The sequence below is a fragment of the Natrarchaeobius oligotrophus genome, from assembly GCF_003841465.1.
In the GTDB taxonomy this organism is placed as follows: domain Archaea; phylum Halobacteriota; class Halobacteria; order Halobacteriales; family Natrialbaceae; genus Natrarchaeobius; species Natrarchaeobius oligotrophus.
Map to the genome: position 1 here is coordinate 369,578 of NZ_REFZ01000001.1, position 22,369 is coordinate 391,946.

Annotated in this window: 19 protein-coding genes; 9 read left to right on the forward strand and 10 right to left on the reverse strand. The window is 66.3% G+C overall.

Annotated features, from left to right (window positions below):
* Window positions 1-86: 86 nt before the first annotated feature.
* Window positions 87-1,496, forward strand: coding sequence for a cytochrome P450 (locus EA472_RS01890; protein ID WP_124189814.1), 1,410 nt, complete (start codon window positions 87-89; stop codon window positions 1,494-1,496).
* 45 nt (window positions 1,497-1,541) lie between these two features.
* On the opposite strand, the gene EA472_RS01895 is transcribed toward EA472_RS01890, so the two are convergent.
* The 4 genes from EA472_RS01895 to EA472_RS01910 all read right to left on the reverse strand — a co-directional run bounded on the left by EA472_RS01895 (window position 1,542) and on the right by EA472_RS01910 (window position 5,153).
* Window positions 1,542-2,201 carry a hypothetical protein gene (locus EA472_RS01895; RefSeq protein WP_243637748.1) on the reverse strand — a complete coding sequence of 220 codons (660 nt, stop codon included), beginning with the start codon at window positions 2,199-2,201 and terminating at the stop codon, window positions 1,542-1,544.
* Window positions 2,202-2,348: 147 nt separating this feature from the next.
* The gene (locus tag EA472_RS01900) at window positions 2,349-3,095 is read right to left on the reverse strand and encodes an SDR family oxidoreductase (protein ID WP_124189815.1); all 747 of its coding nucleotides are present in this window, start codon (window positions 3,093-3,095) and stop codon (window positions 2,349-2,351) included.
* An 83-nt stretch (window positions 3,096-3,178) separates the two neighbouring features.
* Window positions 3,179-3,487 carry a hypothetical protein gene (locus tag EA472_RS01905; RefSeq protein ID WP_124189816.1) on the reverse strand — a complete coding sequence of 103 codons (309 nt, stop codon included), beginning with the start codon at window positions 3,485-3,487 and terminating at the stop codon, window positions 3,179-3,181.
* A 94-nt stretch (window positions 3,488-3,581) separates the two neighbouring features.
* Window positions 3,582-5,153 carry a carboxypeptidase M32 gene (locus EA472_RS01910; protein WP_124189817.1) on the reverse strand — a complete coding sequence of 524 codons (1,572 nt, stop codon included), beginning with the start codon at window positions 5,151-5,153 and terminating at the stop codon, window positions 3,582-3,584.
* A 264-nt stretch (window positions 5,154-5,417) separates the two neighbouring features.
* Here EA472_RS01910 and EA472_RS01915 point away from each other — a divergent pair, with 264 nt between their 5' ends.
* The 3 genes from EA472_RS01915 to EA472_RS01920 all read left to right on the forward strand — a co-directional run bounded on the left by EA472_RS01915 (window position 5,418) and on the right by EA472_RS01920 (window position 7,143).
* Entirely contained in the window at window positions 5,418-5,774 is a 357-nt protein-coding gene (locus EA472_RS01915; RefSeq protein ID WP_124189818.1) for a hypothetical protein, read from the forward strand.
* 70 nt (window positions 5,775-5,844) lie between these two features.
* Complete coding sequence (locus EA472_RS22325; RefSeq protein WP_165874791.1) at window positions 5,845-6,015, forward strand: hypothetical protein; 171 nt, start codon at window positions 5,845-5,847, stop codon at window positions 6,013-6,015.
* A 123-nt stretch (window positions 6,016-6,138) separates the two neighbouring features.
* Entirely contained in the window at window positions 6,139-7,143 is a 1,005-nt protein-coding gene (locus EA472_RS01920; RefSeq protein WP_124189819.1) for a DUF7351 domain-containing protein, read from the forward strand.
* Between the two features lie 42 nt (window positions 7,144-7,185).
* Here the strand turns inward: EA472_RS01920 and EA472_RS01925 are convergent, their stop codons facing one another.
* Window positions 7,186-8,163 (reverse strand): hypothetical protein, encoded by a 978-nt coding sequence (locus EA472_RS01925; RefSeq protein ID WP_124189820.1) that lies wholly within the window; start codon window positions 8,161-8,163, stop codon window positions 7,186-7,188.
* A gap of 266 nt (window positions 8,164-8,429) precedes the next feature.
* Between EA472_RS01925 and EA472_RS01930 the strand changes: the two genes are divergently transcribed.
* The gene (locus EA472_RS01930) at window positions 8,430-8,864 is read left to right on the forward strand and encodes an ester cyclase (protein WP_124189821.1); all 435 of its coding nucleotides are present in this window, start codon (window positions 8,430-8,432) and stop codon (window positions 8,862-8,864) included.
* A 203-nt stretch (window positions 8,865-9,067) separates the two neighbouring features.
* On the opposite strand, the gene EA472_RS01935 is transcribed toward EA472_RS01930, so the two are convergent.
* The 4 genes from EA472_RS01935 to ubaA all read right to left on the reverse strand — a co-directional run bounded on the left by EA472_RS01935 (window position 9,068) and on the right by ubaA (window position 17,391).
* Window positions 9,068-13,828 (reverse strand): outer membrane protein assembly factor BamB family protein, encoded by a 4,761-nt coding sequence (locus tag EA472_RS01935; protein WP_124189822.1) that lies wholly within the window; start codon window positions 13,826-13,828, stop codon window positions 9,068-9,070.
* The gene (locus tag EA472_RS01940) at window positions 13,821-15,122 is read right to left on the reverse strand and encodes a GLUG motif-containing protein (protein WP_124189823.1); all 1,302 of its coding nucleotides are present in this window, start codon (window positions 15,120-15,122) and stop codon (window positions 13,821-13,823) included. The genes EA472_RS01935 and EA472_RS01940 overlap by 8 nt, the downstream gene beginning before the upstream one ends.
* Before the next feature lie 150 nt (window positions 15,123-15,272).
* Window positions 15,273-16,358, reverse strand: coding sequence for a M20 family metallopeptidase (locus tag EA472_RS01945; RefSeq protein ID WP_124189824.1), 1,086 nt, complete (start codon window positions 16,356-16,358; stop codon window positions 15,273-15,275).
* Between the two features lie 184 nt (window positions 16,359-16,542).
* Window positions 16,543-17,391, reverse strand: a complete 849-nt coding sequence (gene ubaA / locus EA472_RS01950) for an SAMP-activating enzyme E1 (protein WP_124189825.1) — start codon at window positions 17,389-17,391, stop codon at window positions 16,543-16,545.
* A gap of 224 nt (window positions 17,392-17,615) precedes the next feature.
* Between ubaA and EA472_RS01955 the strand changes: the two genes are divergently transcribed.
* From EA472_RS01955 to EA472_RS01965, 4 genes are all read left to right on the forward strand, one after another.
* Window positions 17,616-17,801, forward strand: a complete 186-nt coding sequence (locus EA472_RS01955) for an HVO_0416 family zinc finger protein (RefSeq protein WP_124189826.1) — start codon at window positions 17,616-17,618, stop codon at window positions 17,799-17,801.
* Between the two features lie 138 nt (window positions 17,802-17,939).
* Window positions 17,940-18,098, forward strand: a complete 159-nt coding sequence (locus tag EA472_RS22330) for a DUF7563 family protein (protein ID WP_165874792.1) — start codon at window positions 17,940-17,942, stop codon at window positions 18,096-18,098.
* A 74-nt stretch (window positions 18,099-18,172) separates the two neighbouring features.
* On the forward strand, window positions 18,173-20,074 hold the full coding sequence (locus tag EA472_RS01960) for a UvrD-helicase domain-containing protein (RefSeq protein ID WP_124189827.1): 1,902 nt from the start codon (window positions 18,173-18,175) through the stop codon (window positions 20,072-20,074).
* Window positions 20,071-21,222: a M24 family metallopeptidase gene (locus EA472_RS01965; protein ID WP_124189828.1), complete on the forward strand. Its 1,152-nt coding sequence runs from the start codon at window positions 20,071-20,073 to the stop codon at window positions 21,220-21,222. The genes EA472_RS01960 and EA472_RS01965 overlap by 4 nt, the downstream gene beginning before the upstream one ends.
* Window positions 21,223-21,289: 67 nt before the next feature.
* On the opposite strand, the gene EA472_RS01970 is transcribed toward EA472_RS01965, so the two are convergent.
* Entirely contained in the window at window positions 21,290-22,363 is a 1,074-nt protein-coding gene (locus EA472_RS01970; protein ID WP_124189829.1) for a hypothetical protein, read from the reverse strand.
* Window positions 22,364-22,369: the final 6 nt, after the last annotated feature.

Sequence of the window (22,369 nt, forward strand, 5' to 3'; positions counted from 1 at the left end):
GATAGGCGTCGGTACGTTCTCGAGTACATAAATTCCCTAGGAGCTTCGACCGAAGGGGAATCCGCGAGACGCCCGAAGGGAAACCCATGACGTCACGACGAACGGCCGTCGGCGACGACGCCGCGATCGAACGCGGCGACGGGGTTCCCCCGCGACCGCTCGAGGAGTATCCGCTCCCGCCGGGGCCGGACGGCTATCCGCTCGTCGGCAACACGCTCTCGGTCGTCCGCGATCCGTTCGCGTTCTACGACGAACTCGCGACGCACGGCGACGTCGTTCGCTACCGGGTCGCCGGGCGGACGTTCACCGCGCTGTTGCACCCGGACTACGTCGAGCGCGTGCTGGTGTCGGAACCCGGCCGGTTCGAGCGGTACGTCTTCGCCGACCTCGGGTTCGATATCGGCACGGAGGGACTGCTGATGACCGACGGGACGCAGTGGAAGCGCCAGCGCCGGCTCCTCCAGCCCGCGTTCACGATCGATCGCATCGAGACGTACGCCGAGACGATGGTCGAGTGCGCCGAGCGGACCGCCGACTCCTGGATCGACGGCAGCGAGGTGGCGCTGAACAGCGAGTTCTCCGAGTTGACGCTTCGCATTCTCGCGAAGGCGCTGTTCGACGTCGAAGTCGATCCAGCGACGGACGGCGAGGTAATCGCTCGGGCCGCCCGGGCGATCAACGAGCGCGTCAACGCCCGGAACCTGTCGACGTTTCTCCCGCAGTGGGTGCCGCTGCCCGCGAACCGGCGCTACGAGCGGACGATGCGCGCGTACCGCGAGCAGGTCGACGCGCTGATCGATCGACGTCGGAGCGCCGACTCGAGCGGAGAGGCCGACGATCTGCTCTCGATCATGCTTCGCGCGAGCGACGATCGCGGCGGGACGCTCTCGGAGACCGAGGTGCGCGACAACCTCGTCACGTTCCTGTTCGCCGGCCACGAGACCAGTTCGCTCGCCCTCACGTACGCGCTCATGCTGCTGGCCCGCCACGACGACGTCGCGGCCACACTCCGCGCGGAACTCGAGGAGGTGATCGGCGACGAGCGGCCGACGGCCGCCCACGTCCCGGAACTCGAGTACGCCGACGCGGTGCTCACCGAAGCGATGCGACTGTACCCGCCGGCGTACATCCTCTTTCGAAAAGCGACCGACGACGCCGTTATCGGCGGCTACCGGATTCCGGCGGGGACGATCCTGACGCTTCCCCAGTTTCACCTGCACGTCGACGACCGGTTCTACGACGACCCCGAGGAGTTCAGGCCGGAACGCTGGCTCGACGACGACCGCGACCGCCCGGAGTACGCGTACTTCCCCTTCGGCGGCGGGCCGCGCCACTGCATCGGCATGCGATTTGCGACCCTCGAGATGACGCTGATCGTCGCGGTCCTGTTGTGCCGGTTCGACTTCGAACTCTCGAGCGAACCGGATCCGGAGCCGTCGGCCGCGGCAACGCTCCAGCCCGAGAACGACGTCCGCGTGCGGGTTCGCCGGCGGTAGACGTCTCCGGTGTCACAGCGGAGTGGAAAAATTGGGACCGAAGCGTTACCGCTCGCCGTCCGCGCCGAAGTCACGGCCGTCGTCCGCGTCGTTCCCGCGGTCGTCCTCGTCGTCCTCACGGCCGCCGACGCGAGTCTCGCCGTCACCGATCTCCTTTCGCTCGCCGACGTCCCGATCGCCGCTCTCGAGTTCGTCCGCGACGTGGTCGTCGTCCTCGCGATCCTCGACTTCGATCTCGAACTCCTCGATCCCGTCGTCGGCCGGGTACTCGGCGACGTCGAACTCGTCGGTTGCGAGCTCCCGCCCGTCGACTCCGACGCTTCCCTCGTCGATCTCGATGACGACACCCTCGTGATCCGCCGAGCGCCCGAGGAGCCGGTTCGCACCCGATTCCACCTCCCGGTTGACCGACCAGGCGAACCGCAGCACCGACTCGAGTTCGGTGCTCGCCCGCCGCGTCCCCGGCTCGGCCGACAGCTCGCCCAGGCTCCGGGCTCCCTCGGGGTGGAGGTACTGGATCGGGTGATCGGTCGGCACCTCCCGGAGGTCGACGTCGAACGACCAGAGGTACGGCAACAGCTGAACGGCGTATCCCTTCGGTTTCGGTGCTCTGCGCCCGGCCGCGGTGAGGACGGTAGCGATCGCCGTCGTCCCCGAATCGGTGTCGTAGTAGACGCCGGGAAGGCCCGGAACTGAGACGCGCATACTCGAGCGGTCGAACCCGTCGGGGGTGAGTCTAGAGCCGGCAGTGCCAGCCCGCTTTTATACCGTTGCGGCGGTCGCAAGCGGATCCGACCGACAGAACTGGCCGCTTCTCGGCCACACCGGAGGCTACCCGCGAACCCGATCCCCTCAGAAGTTGTCGGCGAACTTGTCGCGGCGGTTCACGTCGAGTTCGCTCACGCTCGAGCCTTCCCTGCTCGCGGCGAAGGCGATCACCTCCGCGACCTCCTCGGGTTCGGTCACCTCGCCCTCCTCGAACGCCTTGGCGAACGTCGAGCCGCTCGTCGTCTCGAACTCCGAGCGAACCTCGGCCGGGTTGACGACCGAGACGCCGACGCCGGCGTCGCCGACCTGCGCGGCGACGCTCTTTGCGAACCCGCGGACCCACCACTTCGACGCGGCGTAGACGGGGTTGAACGAGCGGGGGTACTTCCCCGCGAAACTGCCGACGAAGATCAGGTGGCCGCTTCGCTCGCGAACGTGTGGGATCGCCGCCCGCGTCGCGTAGAAGACGCCGTCGACGTTCGTCTCCTGGATCGTCTCGTACTCGTCGGTCGACATCGCCTCGACCTCGCTTCCCCGCGAGAGCCCCGCGTTGTTCACCAGCACGTCGATCCCGCCGAAGGCGTCGACGGTTTCGTCGATCAGCGCGTCGACCTGCGTTTCCTCCCGGACGTTCGTCGGGACCGCGAGCGCGTCCGCGTCGTGCTCGCGCTCGAGTTCGTCCGCGAGTTCCGCCAGCCGATCCTCGCTGCGGGCCGCGAGGACGACGCTTGCACCGTCCGCGGCGAGCGCTCGAGCGGTCGCCGCGCCGATGCCCGAACTCGCGCCGGTGACGATCGCGACCTGTTCTTCGAACCGTCTCGTCGCTGTCATCGGTGTCGAATCCTGCGTCGTCCACGACCGTCGGTGTTTCGCTTGTGGCGTTCAAGACGCGAACTGGCGGGTGAAAGACGGGACTAGAGACGTACCGATTCGATCACGCCGAGGGTGCGGATCGTAGCGGCGACGACGACGAGGACCACGCCGACGAACCAGAGCCACTCGCTCGAGAGCGGTCCGTCGCCGTCGTCGTCGGGGAGCGGCATCGATCGGGTGAGCGCTCCGGTCGCGTATATCGCCCCGCCGATCGCGAGCAGGACGCCGGCGACTCCCTCTCGCGACGCTCCGAGCCGTCCGGACGGCGCACCGGCCAGAACGCCGTCGACAGCGATCGCACACCCCCACCAGACCATCGCGAGGCCGTACAGCACGTGTACTCGTCTCATGCACCTTCGTTCGTGTTTTGTTACTAATTATTCTTCTGGGAACGTATCGTGCAACGGGAAGAGTACGCAGGGCGTGTCAGCCTCGAGCGCCGAATCAGTACTCCTCGAGGTCGTACAGCTCGCCGTACTTCGACTCGACGTACTCGAGGAAGTAGTCGGCGGTGAACGCCTCGCCGGTCGCGCGCTCGATCAGTTCGGGCGTGGTGTAGCGCTTGCCGTGCTGGTGGACGTTCTCGCGGAGCCAGCCGTTGAGGTCGTCGAACTCGCCCTCTCGAATGTCGTCCTCGAACGGGCCGAGTTCGGCCTCGGCGGCGGCGTACAGCTGTGCGGCGAGGACGGAGCCGAGCGAGTACGTCGGGAAGTAGCCGAACGAGCCGTGGGACCAGTGGATGTCCTGCAGGCAGCCCTCCGCGTCGGTCTCGGGTCGGACGCCGAGGTACTCCTCGTACTTGTCGTTCCAGACCTCGGGCACGTCCTCGACGTCGAGGTCGCCGCTAACGAGCGCGCGTTCGATCTCGAAGCGGATCACGATGTGGAGGTGGTAGGTGAGTTCGTCCGCCTCGACGCGGATGAGGTTGTCGTCGTACACCTGGTTGGCCGATTCGTAGGCCCCCTCGGGCGTGACGTCCTCGAGTTCCGGGAATCGCTCCCGGGCGATCGGCAGGAAGTGCTCCCAGAAGGGCCGGGACCGGCCGACGTGGTTCTCCCAGAGGCGAGACTGGGACTCGTGGACCGAGAGGTCGCGGGCCTCGCCGAGCGGCGTGGCGTAGCCCTCGTCGGGGAGCCCGAGCGTGTAGTTGGCGTGGCCGAACTCGTGGATCGTCGAGGTGATCGATCCCAGCAGATCCTCGGGTTCGAAACGCGTCGTCACGCGGGCGTCGAACTGGGTGCCCGACGAGAACGGATGAGGCGCGGTGTCGAGACGACCCCGGCTCCAGTCGTAGCCCAGCGAGTCGAGGACGTCGCGGGCGAGCGCCTCCTGGTCGTCGTCGTCGAACGAGCCGGCGAAGGCGTCGGTCTCGAGGTCGACCTCGTCGTCGGACTGCGTCCGACTGCCGGAGGCGCGTCGCGCCTCCCTGCTCTCGTCGATCGCGTCGATCAGCGGGACGAGTCGGTCGCGCAGACGCTCGAGCACCCGCTCTGCGGTCTCCAGGTCGATGTAGGGTTCGTACTCCGAAAACAGCACCTCGTAGGGGTCGGCGTCGGGATCGACGTGTTCGGCGTACTCCCGTTTCAACTCGACGAGTTCCTCGAGCACCGGCGCGAACGTCTCGAAGTCGTCGTTCGCTTTGGCTTCTTTCCACTTCGGGTGGGCGTTCGTAGTCGCCGTCGAGATCCGCTCGACGAGTTCTCCGGGAACGCTCGTCTCGCGATCGTACTGGCGGCGGACTTCGCGGACGACCGCGGATCGTTCGTCCGGGAGGTCGGCCGACTCGAGTTCGGCGAGTAACTCGCCGGTCTCGTCGGCGGTCAGCAGTTCGTGGCTGATCGAAGAGAGCGTCGACAGCTGCTGTGCGCGGGCCGGCGTTCCCTCGTCCGGCATCACGACCTCCTGGTCCCACCGGAGGATGCCGGCCGCGTTCGAGACGTTCGAAATGCGCTCGACGCGCGATTCGAACTCCTCGTAGGTCCCGCTCGATTCGCTCTGGGCGTGCTCACTCGCCATTTCCTTGCGGTATCACGCGAACGGGTATCAACCTCGTGGTTCCGGACGATTGACCCCTGTCGTTTCGGCCCACAGATTCGTCGCGGTGGCCCTTCGAAACCGGTCGGGTCGGCGTCACGCTCGCGTCGTTGTCCGACGACTGATACGGCCATTCGCGACGGGGCGGGCTCGAGACGCCCGCGTTCGGGCGAGTGCCGATTTCGGTACGAGGCGGGTGGACTGTGCAAGCCGGAGACTGTTCGTTCCCGCTGACGTTTCGTCGGTATGGTCCTTGCAACGGCAGTCGTGTTCGTCGTGAGCTTACTCATCGGTGCGCTCGGCATCTACGTCGGTGCGCGCGCCATCGTCGGAGCCGGCGACTACGATCACGCGATCGTCACCGCCCTGATCGGGGCGATCGTCTGGGCGGTCGTCGGCTTCTTCGTCGGCTGGATACCGCTTTTGGGTCCGCTTCTTGCCCTGCTTGCGTACGTCGCGGTGATCAACGTCCGGTATCCCGGCGACTGGACGGCCGCGGCGATGATCGCCCTCGTCGCGTGGGTGACGGTCCTGATCGCGCTGTACGCGCTGGCCGTGATCGGCGTCACCGGCTTCGACGCGGTCGGCGTTCCGGGCGTCTAGCGGCTCGTCGACGCCGCCGATACGCTCCGAGCGGACAAGAGTTATCAATCCTGGGCCACGAACTCCGACGATGGGATTCTTCGAGAAGCTCGGGCGCAAGGTCGGCGAGTTCACCCACGAAGCCAAACGGGCGGCCGACGAGGAAGCGGGCTACGAGTGTCTGAGCTGTGACGAACGGTTCCACACGGACAGAGAGACCTGTCCGGCGTGCGAGAGCGACGACGTGGTCGCGCTCGAGTGATCGTCCCTCGTCTGCCGACCGGCCGTCGCTTCCTCCGCCACGGACCCCTGCGGATAACGGACCGTTGCTCGAGTCGGCGCCCGTACCGAGTAACGTTTTACATCCGGAGGAGTATCGTCGACTATGACTGCTGGGGCAGCCGACGAACCGACGACGCTGTCGCCGGACGACGCGTTCGCCGTACTGGGCAACGAAACGCGCTTCGAGATCATACGAACGCTGTGGGAACAGTACGAACCCGACGATCCGGCCAACGTGGTCAAGTTCTCGGACCTGTACGACGGGGACGCCGCGGTCACGTTCTCGGAGCTGTACGACGGCGTCGGCTACGGTGACACCGGAAACTTCAACTACCACCTCGAGCAGCTCACCGACCACTTCGTTCGCAGGACGGATGCCGGGTACGAACTCACCGAAGCCGGCTTCGAAATCGCTCGCGCGGTCGTCGCGGGCACGGTTCGCGAACATCCGCGTTTCGACGCCACGGAGGTCGACGCTAACTGTCCCCGATGTGACGCACCCGTCGTCGTCGACTACGAAAATCACCACGTGAGCGCGGCGTGTAGCCGCTGTTCGGGAATCTGGCAAAACGCCGACGGCGAGGACGGTGTGCTGTTTACGTTCTCGTTTCCGCCGACGGGACTGTCGAACCGAACGCCCCAGGACGCCTTCCACGCTGCGCTCGCGTTCAACCTCAACCGGATCCGTTCGTTTATCGACGGCGTCTGTCCCGACTGCTCGAGCGTGGTCGAGGAGTCGCTCGACGTCTGCGAGGATCACGACCCCGGCGACCGGGGCGGCTGTCCGCGGTGTCACCGTCAGCACGCGATCGAAGTGTCCGAGGTCTGCCACGGCTGCAAATCGGTCGCCCGCGGACCGCTCTCGATTGCGATCCTCGCTCATCCGACCGTCACGTCGTTCTACCACGATCACGGAATCGAACACCGGTTCGCATCGTGGGAGACGTTTCGGCGCGGACAGTCCGTCGAGGTGGCGATCGTCGACGACGATCCGCTCCGCAGTCGCGTCACCGTTCCGTGCGAGGACGACAGGCTTCGACTGACCCTCGACGAGTCGCTCTCGGTCGTCGAGGCGATCCGGGAAACGTCGTCCGTTCGCAGCTACTGATGGGGCGTGGCCGGCGAACGACCGATCGGTCGGCGAGTGGAGTTAACTCGGCGCGCTCGGCGTCGGTTCTCCTTCGGTGCGGTCGGACACCGGCGTCGGTTCGGTCTCGTTTTCGGCCTTCTCGAGCAGGTCGGTGAACGCGCTCGAGCGGTCGGCGATGTAGTCCATCGTCTCGCTGTCCGGCGTTTGTCCCTCGGCTTCGACGAGGTAGGTCGTGATCACGACCGTCTTGATCCACGGCGAGAGGAGCCCGAAGTAGCCGATCGCGACGACCCCGCCGACCACGAGCCAGACGGCGATCTCGAGGATCGTTCCGAATCCGCCGAGCGCCCCCGACAGCACGGCCAGCGCGCCGACGAACGCGAGTGCGACGGCGTGCATGCCGAGTACGATCAGGAGCGTCGAGCCGAGCACGGGCTTCCAGGTCTTCCCGTAGAGGACGAGACCGTCGCGGGCGGCCGTCCAGGTGCCTTTCTCCTCGTGCAAGAACATGTGCGCCAGGATCGCCTGATCGATGTACGACGCCGCCAGCCCGATGGCCCGCGTCGCGATCGTCATCAGTTGCCGCAACGCCGGCACGAACTCCGCCAGTCGCCCGATCGAGGCGACGGCTCTGTTGAACTGCTTGATCACCGTCTTGATCACCTGATCGACGGCGAACAGCGCGCTGGCTTCGACGAATCGATCCATCACCTGCTGTTTGCCGAACCGAAGCTGGTCGTCCGGAACGTCGCCCGTGTCCACGGCGTGTGCGATAACGGCGATGTGACCGGCCGTGACCAGATAGAGGACGTACCGCCGGATCAGCGCCACGAACCCGCCGAACACCACCGTCGCGAGCAAGAGCAGTACCAGACCGACCGCCCCCGAGACGCCCATCGATCCGAACAGAATCCAGAGCACCAGGCCGAACCAGCCGACCGCGAGCAGTGCGAACGCCGCGCCGACCGCGAACCGCACCGCGACCCACGGCAGCGTCTTCAGGAAGATACTCGTCGCCTTGCCGAAGTGTAGTACCATCGCCGCAGTTTTTCTCCCCTCCATATATTAATGTTTCCTCGACCGATCTGTACTATTATACAGTATGGAATCTTATGGTTTCCGGGGAACAACACGACCGACGTGATTGTCCGTTCTAACCTGGCTTTCGCTTCGGCCGGCCGTCAGCTCTCGATCCGTGGGATTTCGGTTTCGGTTCCGACTTCATCTCGACCGCTCGTCGATCGTACTGTATTCTCCTACAGATTACGCTTATTGTCGTCTCGAGTGAACGCCCACTGATATCGATGACGACGAACGATCCGCGACCGAAGACCGAGCCCGCTCGCTCGCTGCTTCAGGACGTCTGGAGTGCAGGGGACGTGAGGCTGATCGACGAACTGGTGACAGCGGACTACGTCCACACGGATCCGTTGCTCCCGGAATCGCTCGAGGGTCCGAAAGCGCTCGCGGGATGGGTCGAAACTGTCCGGAAAGGGACGCCCGACATAGCGAAGACGATCTGCGAGACACACGTCGACGGCGACGCGGTGATCGTGACGTACCTCGCGAGGGGGACCCACCGGGGAGAGATCATGGGAATCGAACCGACGGGCAGATCGATCGAAGTCGACGGCATCTGCGTCTTCCGAGTCAGTGACGGCAGACTCTCGGAGTGTACGGACGTGTGGGATGCGTTCGGCCTCTTCGATCAGCTCGGAACGTTTCCGCCGCTCCGGTAGGTGCCTCGAGCGGCCGGCGACGACCGAGCATCGGCCTCGGCGACCCGCGGCTTTTGGTGTTACTTCCGCGTCGAAATCACTGCCGGGCGCGGTACTCCCGTCGGTTCTCCGTCTTTCTTCGCTCCCGCTCGGCGGCGTTCGCTCGGTCGCCGATCGCCGCAGTCGTCCCGGCGTCGACGAGAGAAGGGGACGGAACGCCGGCGTTACTCGTTGCGACGAAGCGCCACCACCGCGGCGACCAGCAGCGAGACGACGGCGACCGCCGCGCCGAAACCGGACACGTCGTCGGTCGAGTCGTCGTCTCCCTGCGACGGTTCGCCGTCCGTTTCACTTCCGTCGTCCGCGTGACCGTCACCGCGCTCCGCGTCCGGTTCGCCGTCTTCCTCGGTAGCGTCGTCGTCCGTCGAGGCGTCGGTCTCGTCGGCGTCGGAACCGTCGTCCGAAGGGGGCGTTCCGCCGCTTCCGGAACCGGTCGATCCGCCGCTACCACCCCCGGTGGACGGTGAACCGCTCGCTTCTTCCTCGACGGAGACCGTTCGAGTTGCGGACGCTTCGTTACCCGCTTCGTCGACGACGGTGAGTTCGACCGTGATAGACTCGCCGTCGACGAGGTCCGACACTTCGACGACGGCCTCGTCGGACGTGAGCCGGACGTCGGTACGCTCGTCGGGGACGTCGACGTCGATCCGCGTTTCGGAGACGTCGATCGCCGAAATCACGGGGGAGTACTCGAACGTGACCGCCACCGGACCGTGATCGGCCTCGAGCGATGCCCCCGGATCGACGGTTACGCGCTCGATCTCCGGCGGTTCGTCGTCGGTCCCCGCCACCGCGAACTGGCTGAAGCCGTCGACGGTCGCGAGCAGTTCGTTCGTATCCCCGTCGAACTCGGTCTCGAGCGCCTCGAACTCGGCGTCGCCGTCCCCGGATCGAACGATCTCGAGTTCGTCGGGGTCGAACGAGTTCAGAAGGGTGGTATCGAGGTCCGCGATCGGAATGCGGACCGTCGCTTCGTCGAGTTCGTCGGCGGCGAGTCCGATGTCGCGAACGTCGAGGTAGCCGTCGGCGAGGCGGTTCGCGTCGAGTTCGGTGCCCGCCGGCGGCGTGGTGCTGGCGGAGACGACCGCCTCCCGCTCCGTGTCGTCGTCGATCGCCGCTTCGTCGCCGACGAGATCGAACGCGGCCGCCACGTCTGTCGGATCGACCTCGGCCTCGCCCGCGTCGATCACGTAGCCGGTGATCGTCGACTCGAGGGTCGCCTCGACAGCGTTCCCCGCGTCGTCGGTCCCCGTCGCGGCGATCGTAACCGTCGTATCGGCGTCGCCGACCGATCCGCCGTCGAAATCGATCAGCAGCTCGTCGTCTTCGTCCTCGAGTCCGTCTGGAATCGCGCTCGCCTCGGGCGTGCGGTCCTCGATGCCGTCGCCGTCGGCTTCGATCTCGAGATCCGTCAGGTCGAACGGTTGATCGGCCTCGATCGTGAGCGTCGCCTCGCTCTCCGTGAGATTCGCCACGGCCAGCCGTAACTCGGGAGCGGTCGTGTCGATCGTTACCGTCTCGCCCGTCTCGTCGACGGCGTTTCCGGCTTCGTCGGCGACGGTTGCGATCACCGTGTAGTCGCCGTCGGCGACGACGCTCTCGGCGGCGATCGTCGCCGCGAACGTTCCACCGTGGGCGACGCCGTCGTCGACGGTTTTCGTCCGGGTGAACGACGTGAAGTCCGCGCTGACGCCCAGTTCGATCTCGCTGACGTTCGCGTCGCCCGGATCGACCTCGACGTTCACGACCAGTTCGTCGTTCGTCAGCGCCGGATCGGCACCGATCGCCGTAATCTCGGGCGGTTCGGCCGTGTCGTCGCCGTGAACGGTGATCGGTGCGCTGTACTCCGCATCCGACGCCGAAACGACGAGATCGTACTCGCCGGGATCGGTCGGAGCCGCGACGGTAAACGATCTCGTGACCGATTCGCTCCCGTCGATCGTGACGGTTTTCTCGTCGGTGACTCCCGCCAGCGTGACTCCGACGTCCTCCGTTCCGGCGGCGGACCCGACGTTCACGACCTCGACGTCGACGGTGATCGATTCGCCGGGTTCGACGCGATCCGCCTCCGGATCGACGGACGAGATGGTGAACTGGTCGCCGTCCGACGATCCGTCGCCCGGTGAATCGTCGTCGCCGGATCCTCGGTCGTGGTGTCCGAGCGTCCCGTGACGCACCCGCGAGTCCTCGCTCGAGCCGTCGCCGTCAGCGGCCAGCGCGTAGAGCGTTCCGTCGTAGCTCCCGACGTAGACGGTGCCGTCGACCACCGTCGGCGACGAGTAGACCCAGTTTCCGGTCTCGACGCGCCACGATATCGTTCCGTCCGCCGCATCCAGCCCGTAGACGCTCCCGTCGTAGCTTCCGACGTAGACGATACCGTCGGCGACGGTCGCCGACGACTCGGTTCCCCACGCCGGCCCGTCAATGACTCCGGTCCACTCCTGGCTGCCGTCATCGGCGTCCAGCGCGTACCAGAGCTCGCGATCGAAGTTGTAGTCGTAACTGCTCGCGTACACGACGCCATCCGCGACCGTCGGCGAGGAGGTGACTCGGTAAGCCGTGACGTACGTCCACCGTTCGGTGCCGTCCTGCGCGTCGAGCGCGTAGACGGTGAAATCGTTGCTCCCGACGTAGACGGTGTCGTCGACCACCGTCGGCGAGGAGAAGACGTCCCCGCCGGTCTCGTGGCTCCAGCGCTCGGTGCCGTTCTCGGCGTCTATCGCGTAGACGCGATCGTCGTTACTGCCGACGTAGACGGTGTCGTCGACCACCGTCGGCGACGATCGAACCGGTCCGCCGGTCCCGTAGCTCCAGCGCTCGATGCCGTTCTCGGCGTCTATCGCGTAAACCTGGCCGTCGTCGCTCCCCACGAACACCGCGCCGTCGGCGACCGTCGGCGAAGAGAAGACGTCGTCGCCAGTCTCGTGGCTCCAGCGCTCGGTGCCGTCCTCGGCGTCTATCGCGTAGACGCGATCGTCGTTACTGCCGACGTAGACGGTGTCGTCGACCACCGTCGGCGAGGAGAAGACGTCCCCGCCGGTCTCGTGGCTCCAGCGCTCGGTGCCGTTCTCGACGTCTATCGCGTAGACGCGATCGTCGAGACTCCCCACGTACGCGGTGCCCCCGACGACCGTCGGCGACGAGTACACGCCGTCGCCAGTGCCGTACGTCCACACCTCGTCGGTCACCGTGACGGTCCGCGTGATCTCGACCGTTCCGCCCTCGGCGTCTTCGATCTCGAGGCGGACGGTGGCGTGACCGGTTTCGTCGAATGCGTGCGTGATGACGGGCTCGTCGGTCGAGACGTCGACCTCGCCGTCGCCGGTGAAGTCCCACCGGTAGTCGACGATCTCGCCGTCCGGCGCGTTCGAGTCGCCGGCGTCGAACGCGATCGGCTCGCCCGCGAGCGGCCTCTCGGGCTCGTGGTCGAAGACGGCGATCCGCTCCTCGAGAGCGTAAAGCGTGTTGCCGAAGTCGAGTCCGTAGTAGATCGCCCCACCGACGACTTCCGGCGCGGCGGACGGACGGTCGTCGGTGTGAGTGAGACTCCACTGAGTGAGTCCCGTCGCCCCGTCGAACGCCTCGACGATCGCGTCGCCCGACTCGCTTCGAGACGCGACGTACGCGGTTCCACCGTGGGCGGAGATTCTCGGCGAGTCCCGTTCGACGCTCCACAGCACCGAACCGTCGTCGCCGTCCAGCGCCACGACCTCGTCGTTCCCTCGCGCGTACACGGTCCCATCGTCGAAGTCGTGAACGTGGACGCCGTCCGCGCTCCAGATCTCCTCCCCCGTCTCGACGTCGACGGCGTAGGATTCGGTTCCGGCACCGACGTACACCGTCGCTCCGTCGACGATCGGCGATCCGGTAACGTAATCGCTCGCGGAGAAGGCCCACTCCTCGGTTCCCGTTTCGAGGTCGATCGCGTACAGCGTTTCGTCGCTACTCCCGACGAACACCGTCCCGTCCGAGACCGTCGGATCCGAGTGGACGAAGTCGGAGGGATCGTCGAACTCCCACTTCTTTTCGCCGGTCTCGGCGTCGATGCCGTATACGCTCAGCGGAACGCTCCAGCCTCTCGTCCCGACGACGACCGTTCCGTCGGACACCGCGGGTCTCGTTCGCACTTGCCCTTCGGCGTCGAACGCCCACCGCTCGTCGCCGGTCTCGGCGTCGACCGCGGTCACGTTGCCGTCGCTCAGCCCGACGTAGATCGTTCCGTCAGACACCGTCCCGGCGGCGTGAGGTTCGTGCGAAAGCTGGGTCGACCACAGCGTTTCGCCGGTCGATTCGTCGACGGCGTACAGCGCGCCGCTGTTGTGGCCGCTCGTCGTCACGTACGCGACGCCGTCCGCGACGTCAGGCGGATACGGCGAGTGGCTCGTCTCGACGTTCCACCGTTCGTCCGGTCGGTCCGCGACGTACTCCTCGGCCGTCGGCGTCTCGACGTCGTAACTCGCGCCGTGTTCGTCGCCGATCGCGTCGACCGTCGCCTCGAGCGTCCACTCGCCGTCCGCGACGACCGTCACGGTGACGGTCGCGACGGTGAGCGCGTCGCCGTTCGACTCGAGCGCCTCGTCCCCGTAGACGACGTCCGTGCCGGCGGACGAGCCGTCCGTCGAGACCGGCTCCGCCGTCTCGAACAGGGGGTCGCCCGTCGGTTCGACGGCGGTGATCTCGACGAGGTCCGTACTGGACACCTCGACGTCGGTCGAGTAGGCACCGACGTCGTCGACGTTTTCGACCTGGATCTCGAACGTGATCGATTCGCCCGCTTCGACGTCGGTGTCGTCGGCGGTGATCGTCACCGTTGCGCCCTCGTCCGCGACCGCGGCCGCGGTGCTCCCGACGAGGACGGCGACCATTACCGCGAGCGTCAGCAGCGTCGCCCGTCGAATCGCCGAACGGGATACCGGCTCACGCATCGCCGTCACCTTCCGTCACCCGCTCGTACAGCGCGGCGACGTCGTCGTCGGTCACCGTCCCCGGATCTTCGCCGGCGAAATCGAACTTCTCGGGATTCGTCGTGACCACCTCGTCCTCGAGGTGGCGATGCAGGGCCTGAACGTCGGCGACCGTCGACTCGCCGTCGCCGTTGACGTCCTCGTAGAGGCCGTCGCCGTCGAGGTCCCGCGGCGGCTGCTCGAACGGGCCGATAGGATCGAGGACGTCTTCCGGCGGACGGGGGATCGGGAAGTCGTCGACCACGACCGTCCAGTCGGCGTCGAAGTCGAACGCCGGCATGGTATCGTCGCCCCACGGCGCGGGCGCGATTCCGAGCATGTCGTCCGTCTCGAGCCCCACGACGTCGTTTTCGGACCCCGATTCGTCACCGATTCCCGTCACGTTCAGCTCCGAATCGTAGTACGAGTCCGTGACGATCCCGTCGTTCGATCCGACGAGTCCGCCGAAGTCGTAGTCGCCGGTGACGATCCCCGACGCGTACGACTCCGTGATTTCACCCAGATTGTTCCCGACCAACCCACCGATCATCGTCGAGCCGTACTGGTCCTCCCCGTCGACGGCTCCCGTCGCGAAACAGCGGGTGATCTCGCCGCTCGAGTGTCCGACGAGTCCGCCCACCTGGTTTCGTCCGGTGACGCTCTGGTTTTTCACGCCGACGTTCTCGAGGGTGCCGTCCGGCCTGAGTTCGGCGAACAGGCCGATGAGGTCGTCACCCGTTCCCGTCCGCTCTACGAACGCGTCCGAGATCACGTGACCGTTTCCGTCGAACGCGCCCGAAAACCCCGATCCCGGACCGCCGATCGGATCCCATCCGTCGCCGTCGTTTGCGGATTCCCCGGCACGTTCGTCGTATCCGTCCGTCTCCGCGTCCAGATCCGCGACGAGTTCGAAGTGAGCGTCGGGATCGTACCGGACGTCGTGAAGGTGCTCCCACGTTTCGATCCGGTACGGACTCTCCTGCGTTCCGCTCCCGCCCGCGAACGTTGCGCCGGCGACGCCGCTGAACCCGACGACGACGCCGGCAAGGCCGACCCCGACGCTCGAGAGCATCGTCCGTCGCGAGACGGATCGCACGAGTTCGCCTCGCCGGTCGATTTCTCCGTCTGTACGGTCCCCGTCGGAGTTCGTCGCTCGTTGCTCGTCACGTCGTCTATCGAGCCGTCGACCGCTCGCCGGCGCTCCGGCGTCTCCGTCGCGTACGGCGTCACGTTTCGACCGGCGTCTGGCTCGTTCGTCCGTTCTCTCCTCGGTCATCACCCACAGTATTAACTATCGTAATATAGTAATTTTCAGCATTTTATTATAGTAGGAATCGAGACATTTCGAGTTCGTCGGACGGAGGACGGATTCAACGCGGGCTGGCCGCCTTTCGGACCCCGACAGAATCACCTCGCGAGCCGGAGATTACCGCGGCCAGCGTTCGGCCACGCGCCGGTACGTCTCGGAGCACCGCTCGAGGACGGTCACCGAGACGCTCTCGTCGTCGGTGTGTGCCTCGCCCGGCTCGGAGGGACCACAGACGACGCACTCGGTGCCCGCCGCCGAGAGCCATCCAGCGTCGGTCGCGTGGGGTTTCGTCACGAGCGACGGCGATCCAGACTGGGCGGCGTCCGCGGCGTCCAGGACGGTGTCAGCGAAGGCGTCGTCGTCGCAGCGCATCGGCGGGAGATCCTGATCGACGATCCACTCGACGCCCTCGATCGATTCGACGCGCTCGAGCGGCGCTCGCTCGCCCGGCACCGTCCGTTCGTCGACGGTCAGTTCACAGCGGGCGGGGACAACGTTCATCGCCGTCCCGCCCTCGATCTCGGTGACGACGACGCTCCCCTCGATCGTCTCCCCCGCGACCTCGAGCGACGGCGGCTCGATGCCCCGGACCAGCGAGACGACGTCGGTCGCACGGTAGATGGCGTTCTCCCCCGCATCGACCTCGCTCGCGTGGGCGGCCGCGCCGCTGGCGACGATCGTGCTCCCGCGACGTCCCTTGTGGGCGACGACGACGTCCGTGACGTCCGGGCCGGAGTAGTTCGTCGATCCCTCCCCGACGACGGCGTAGTCGGGTGCGAATCCCTCGTCGATGGCGTGGCGCGCGCCGACGCCGCCGACCTCCTCGCCGACGAAGCTCGCGAAGACGAGTTCGCCGGCCGGATCGACGTCGCGGAAGGCGACCATCGCGGCCGCGACGGCCCCTTTCATGTCCGCCGCCCCGCGCCCGTAGAGGCGATCGCCGCGACGTTCGACGACGTACTTTCCAGTGTCTGCGATCCGTTGGGGCGGTGCCGGCTCGACGACGTCGTGGTGGCCGACGAGCGCGAGCGTCTCCCCGCCGGAACCGCGGCGGGCGATCACGTTGCCCGCGCCGTCTCGCGTCACGTCAGCGTCGGTCTCGCGGTCCAGCCACTCCTCGACGTAGTTGCCCGCGAGCGTCTCGTCCTCGTGGCTCGGGATCGCCACGAGGTCGCGGGTCAGTTCGACTACCTCGGATGTCATGGGGACGGCTTCGGCCGCGAGCGTGTTCATTGCATCGACCGGCGGCGCGCTCGCCGGCTCTCGATTGCACCGACTGCGGGAGAACTGCACCAGCTGCGGGAGGACTGCACCAACTGCGGGAGGACTCGACCACCGTTTTTCAGGGCGACTGGACGAGCCGCTGCGTTCCACCGCCGCCTCGAGATCAGTCCGCGGTGAGCGAACAGGTTCCCTCGTAGCTCACGTCGTCGACGGAGTCGATGGCGGGGTCGTCGCCGCAGACGGGACACGCCGGATTCGATCGCATCTCGACCGTCTCGAAGGTCATGTCCATCGCGTCGTACATGAGGAGTCGGCCCTCGAGCAGTTCGCCCTTCTCGAGGAGGTACTTGACGACCTCGGTGGCCTGGATGCAGCCGACGGTGCCGGGGAGGACGCCGAGGACGCCGGTCGTCGCACAGTCGGGGACGGTGCCGGGCTCCGGAGCCTCGGGAAAGAGACAGCGGTAACACGGTCGATCGGCCGTCGAGTCCGCCCCGTCGCTTCGGTCGTTGGTGAACGTCGTCACCTGTCCTTCGAACCGGTAGATCGCGCCGTGAGAGAGCGGCGTCTCGGTGAGCACGCAGTGGTCGTTGAGCAGGTACCGCGTCGCGAAGTTGTCGCTGGCGTCGAGGACGACGTCGTAGTCGGCGACCAGTTCGTCGACGTTCTCCGGCGCGAGCCGATGCTCGTGGGTCTCGACGTCGACGTCGGGGTTCAACGCCGCGACGTAGTCGGCCGCGCTCTCGACTTTCGGGCGGCCGACGTCGCCGTCGCCGTGGACGATCTGACGCTGGAGGTTCGATCGCTCGACGGCGTCGTCGTCGACGATACCGAGTCGGCCGATGCCGGCGGCCGCGAGGTACTGGATCGCCGGCGATCCGAGCCCGCCCGCCCCGACGACGAGAACGGAGCCGTCGAGCAGTCGCTTCTGTCCCTCCGGACCGATCTCGTCCATGATCACGTGTCTCGAGTAGCGATCGAGCTGGGTCGCGTCGAGGCGCAAATCGCTCATACGTGACGTTGGATCGAGACCGAGAAAAATCCGCGGTTCGGTCGACGAGGCCCGGAGACGACGAGCCGTCGGCGACGGGGTAACGGAAGCTGTCCGCCCTCCGATCGTGTTAGTATGCACCCGATCGTGTTCCTACACACCCGGTCGTGTTACTATGGACCACGATTCCGGCAGCGTTTCCGGCGACCCAACGATTTAATACTGTGCTGTGCGATACCATACCTATGGCATCCTCACCCAACGGTGCCGACGACGACGTTTTCGACCAATTCCTCACTGACCGCGGTCACACCGTCGAACGTGTCGGGTGGGAACGAGAGTATAACAAAAAGCAGTGTCCCGACTGTGGCGGCCTCCACGAGACGTCCGCCACGACCTGTACCGTCTGCGGGTGGGAACCGACGGCCTAACGTCTCGAGGAGCCGCCTTTTCGACGGGAGATTCGTCCGATCGGTACGATCCGTCGCTCGCACAGTCGACTATTTTCAACGTCCGACGTGCGATACAATTATATCCCCTTACTTCCCAACACAATATCGGAGATATCAATGCCGACATGCCAGAACTGTGGCTCGTTCGTGACGGACGCGTACGCCCGCGTGTTCACCCCCAGTGACGTCGACGATCCCCGCGTCTGTCCCGACTGTGAGGACAAGATTCGCGACGGCGCGGACGTTCGAACGGCCCGCTCGCCGCGAAATCCGTGAGCGTCCGTTTCGACGTCGAGCGTATCAACGAAAACCCACGTCACTTATGGGTATCGCGCCCCTGAACAGCTATAATGGCTACTACGGAGACGAAGGTGACCCGGCTGTTCGGTGGTCCGGGAAGCGGGAAGACGACAGCGCTTCTCGACCACGTCGAAGAGATCTTAGAGCAGGATGGCGTTACGTTCCGGGACATCCTCGTCGTTTCGTACACGCGGGCTGCCGCACAGGAGGTTCGCGAACGACTCGCCGATCGCCTCGACGAGAGCCCACGAGCGCTACAGGGCAACGTCTGTACGATGCACGCGAAAGCGTACGATCTTCTCGATCTCTCCCGCGGCGACGTTATCGGCGAATCCGACAAGGAGGAGTTCTGTGATAACTACGGCCTCGAGTTCGAAGACGAGTACAGCGGTGCCGGTCGCCGGACCGCACGGTCGACGACGATCGGTAACAAGATCATCGCCACGAGCCAGTGGCTCCAGCGGACGCGCCGGGAGGTTTCCGACTGGTACGACGTTCCCTTCCAGTGGGACGTCGAGGAGGTTCGGCTCCCGCCGGAGATCGACCCCAACGCACAGGAGGGCAACAAGTACACGCCGACCTGGCCCAGCGACGACGACCGGATCGACGTTCCCGAAGCGATCCGCGCCTGGCGCACGTACAAGGGCGAACAGGGGAAGATCGGCTTCGCGGACATGCTCGAGCGCGTCAAGCAGCGGTCGCTGCTGCCGAACGTCGACTACCTGGTGATCGACGAGTTCCAGGACATTACCACCCTCCAGTACGACGTCTACGAGGAGTGGAAACCGCACATGACGGAGGTGCTAATCGCCGGCGACGACGATCAGGTCGTCTACTCCTGGCAGGGTGCCGATCCCGCGCTCTTGCTCGACGAGGAGGTCGACGAGGACGTTATTCTTCCGAACTCTTACCGCCTGCCGTCGAACGTACTCAACGCGGTCAACCGGGAGATCCGTCACATCGACCACCGCCAGGACAAGGATCTCAACCCGCGCAAGGAGGGTGGTTCGGTCGAAGCTCACCGGAACGCCTCGATGCTCGATCTCGTCAGGTTGGTCCGTCGAACCCTCGCCGCCGGCGACGGGACGATCATGGTCCTGTTCCGGGCGCGCTACCAGATGTTCCAGTTCATCGACGAGTTCATCACCGAGGGCGTACCATTTACCGCCCTGACCGACCAGCGGATGTGGACCGACCGGCTCACCCAGTACGTCCGCGCCGTCGAGGCGATCGACGCCGGCGAGGACGTCACCGGTCTCCAGGCCCGCCGGCTGGCGGACATGCTCCAGGAGTCCGCGTTCGGCAGCAACGAGCGCGACGACCTCTTCGACGCGATCGACGATCTCCAGGAGGAGGCCGGTATCGACGACCTCCAGGAACTGACGGTTCCCGCGGCGGTCGTCGAGGACCACGCGCCGTTTATGCCGGGCCCCGCGTCGGCGTCCGACATGGTCCGAAAGGTGACCAACTTCCAGAAAAAGAGCGTCCGGGCGTACTTCGCGATCGGCGAGTACGCGGGGATGGACACCGATCGCGTCCGCGTCGGCACCATTCACTCCGCCAAGGGTCGGGAAGCCGATCACGTCGTCGTCGCGACCGACCTCACCGAGAAGGTCGTCGAGCAGATGGTCGCGACCATCGAGGATCGAGAGACGAACGACGTCCCGAGCGACGGCGGCACGGACGGTGCCGTGACCGGACCCAACGGCGAGGAGTTCACGAAGACGACGTCGCCCGTTCCCGTGCTCACGGACAACGAGCGCCGAGTCTTCTACGTCGGCATGTCCCGGGCCCGCGAACGCCTCGTCCTCCTTGAGAATCTGGTCGACGGCGCACCGACGCTTCCGATCGACGTCCTGCTCAACAACCGGATCACCGAGACGGATCTCGAGGAGCTCGTCGAGCAGGCCCAACAGCCCGACGGTCCCGAGGTCGAAGCCGAAGCGCCGTGACCGACGGGCCGGCCTCCCGCGGCGACGGTCCCCCCGCCGTCCGCACGCACCTCGAGGCGATCCTCTCGGTCGAACTCGAGGATCGAAACGCCTCGGCGTTCGTCCACGCCGGATCGGCGGACGAGCCGGCCGTGGCGTACTGTCTCGCCGCGTCCGAACGCGCTCCGGTGGCGGTCGGCGCGGATCGAGCGAGCTCCGCCGTCGCCTACGACGGCGACGACTGGCTCGTTCGCTCGTCCGATCGGTCCCGCTCCGACGACGGCCGTCCCGCGGATCGGCTCGCGGCCGACCTCGCCGACCGAGTGACAGGTGAAACCGTGCTGACTCCGGCGTACGTTCCACACGACGCCGCGCTCTACCTCGAGGATCGGGGCCTTTCGCTCGCCTCGAGCGATGTCCTCGAGCGCGCACGGGCGACGAAGACGGACGCCGAACGTGACCGGATCGAGAGCGTTCAGCGGGCGGCCGGCGCTGGAGTTCGACGCGCGGCCGCGTTGCTCGCCGACGCGGCGATCGCGGACGGCGCGTCGACCGGGGACGGCTCGGCGGCCGGCGGTCGTCGACTCGTCCTCGACGGCCGGGAGCTGACGCCCCGTCGCCTCGACCGCGCGATCGACGAAGCGATCGTCGCGGCCGGGGCGTACCCCGCTGGAACCACCGTCGTCGAGCCCGGTTCCGACGGCGTTCTCCGGCCGGGCGAGCCGATCGTTCTCGCGGTCGCCCCGCGCGGTCCCGACGGCTATCGCGGCGGCCTCGTTCGAACGCTGGTCGTCGAGAGCGACGGCGGCCGGGAACGACGCGCCCACGTGGCGATCACCCAGGCGTTCCGGTCGGCTCGAACGATGCTCGCCGCCGGAACCGAGTCCGTCACCGCCGTCGAGGCCGACCTCGAGGCCGAAATCCGGGCGTTCGGCGAGGACGGCCCGATCGAAACGCGGGCGTCGGGAATCGGGCTCGAGCCCCGCGAACGACCGATCGACGGGGGCGACGAGATCGGGCCGGGCAGTCTCGTCCGCCTCGAGGCGGCGGTTCGCGTCGACGACGACCGATGGATTCGACTGGCCGACGTCGTCTCGAAACGCGAGGAGAACGCCGACCGACTCGACGCGCCGTCGCGATCGCTCGTTCCCGAGAACCTGCTCGAGTAGTCGGGCCTACGGCGATTCACACGAACCGTCGTCCGGCGGTCTCCGGTCGTCCGCACGACAGACCGTATCAGCTACCGGCGTCGTTACGATCGTACGCCGTCGTGCGCTCCTCGTCGAGGACGAACGGACCCTCCTCGGGCGTTAGCTTGGTCACGGTCGCCGCGCGGAAGACGTACGAGGTGAGGACGGCGTACGGCGCGAGCGAAATCGTGTACGCGAGGCTGATAAACACCGACAGCGGCGTGTAGCCGAGGACGGTAACGGTCGGAAAGAGCCCGCTGTCGAGCGCGAGTAACACGTACGTGTTGAACACGATGATCGGGAGCGAGACGGTCAGCAGCGTCGTCGAGAGATTCGAGAGCTCGAGTTTGTAATAAAGCGTCTTGAAGTACTCACGACAGACCATCAGCGTCCGTAGCGTGTCCATGATCTCCTCGACGATCTCGCGCTCTTGGGCACCGAGTTGATCGTCGTACTCGGTGAGGATCCGCCGCGACTGGTAGAGCTGCCAGGACGAATCGTAGTTCAACCCCGTGAGGAGCTCGTCGCTCGAGCCGTTCGGGACGAGCGCGAGCGTCCGCAGTACTTCCTCCGTATTTTCGTGGATGTCGGACCGAAGGCGGTCGAGCTCCTCGCGGTAGCCCTCGCTCGTGCCGCTTTCGAGTCGCTGTAGCTCGTCGGCGCGGTCTTTGATCGACCGGAGGACGACCGCGGTGAACTGTCCCGGGCGCGCCGGACTCACCTCGACGGTTCCCTCCTCCTCGATCCGGCCCTGGAAGTCGATCGTCGTCTCGAGTCGGCGGGTCTGATCACCGAGCGACGTGAGCTCCTGGGAGATACCCACGGCGGCGATCGAGACGACGATCGACACGAGCAGGATCGTTCCGCTCAGGAGCGTGTTGAACACGGTCTGGACCACCGTCGTCTCCGAGAGCAACTCCTGGTACTCGATCGGCCAGACGCCGCCCATCACGAGCAACACGGCGAAGACGCTCGCGAGCAACGAGATCGCGACGTGCTCGCGGTCGCCCTCGAAGAGCACCCACCGTTTGATTCGCTGAGCGCCCGTCCGCTCGACCGAGCCGTCGGAGAACTCGACGCGATTCCGGACGGACTGTCGTATCCACTCACCGTCTACCATCGGCGG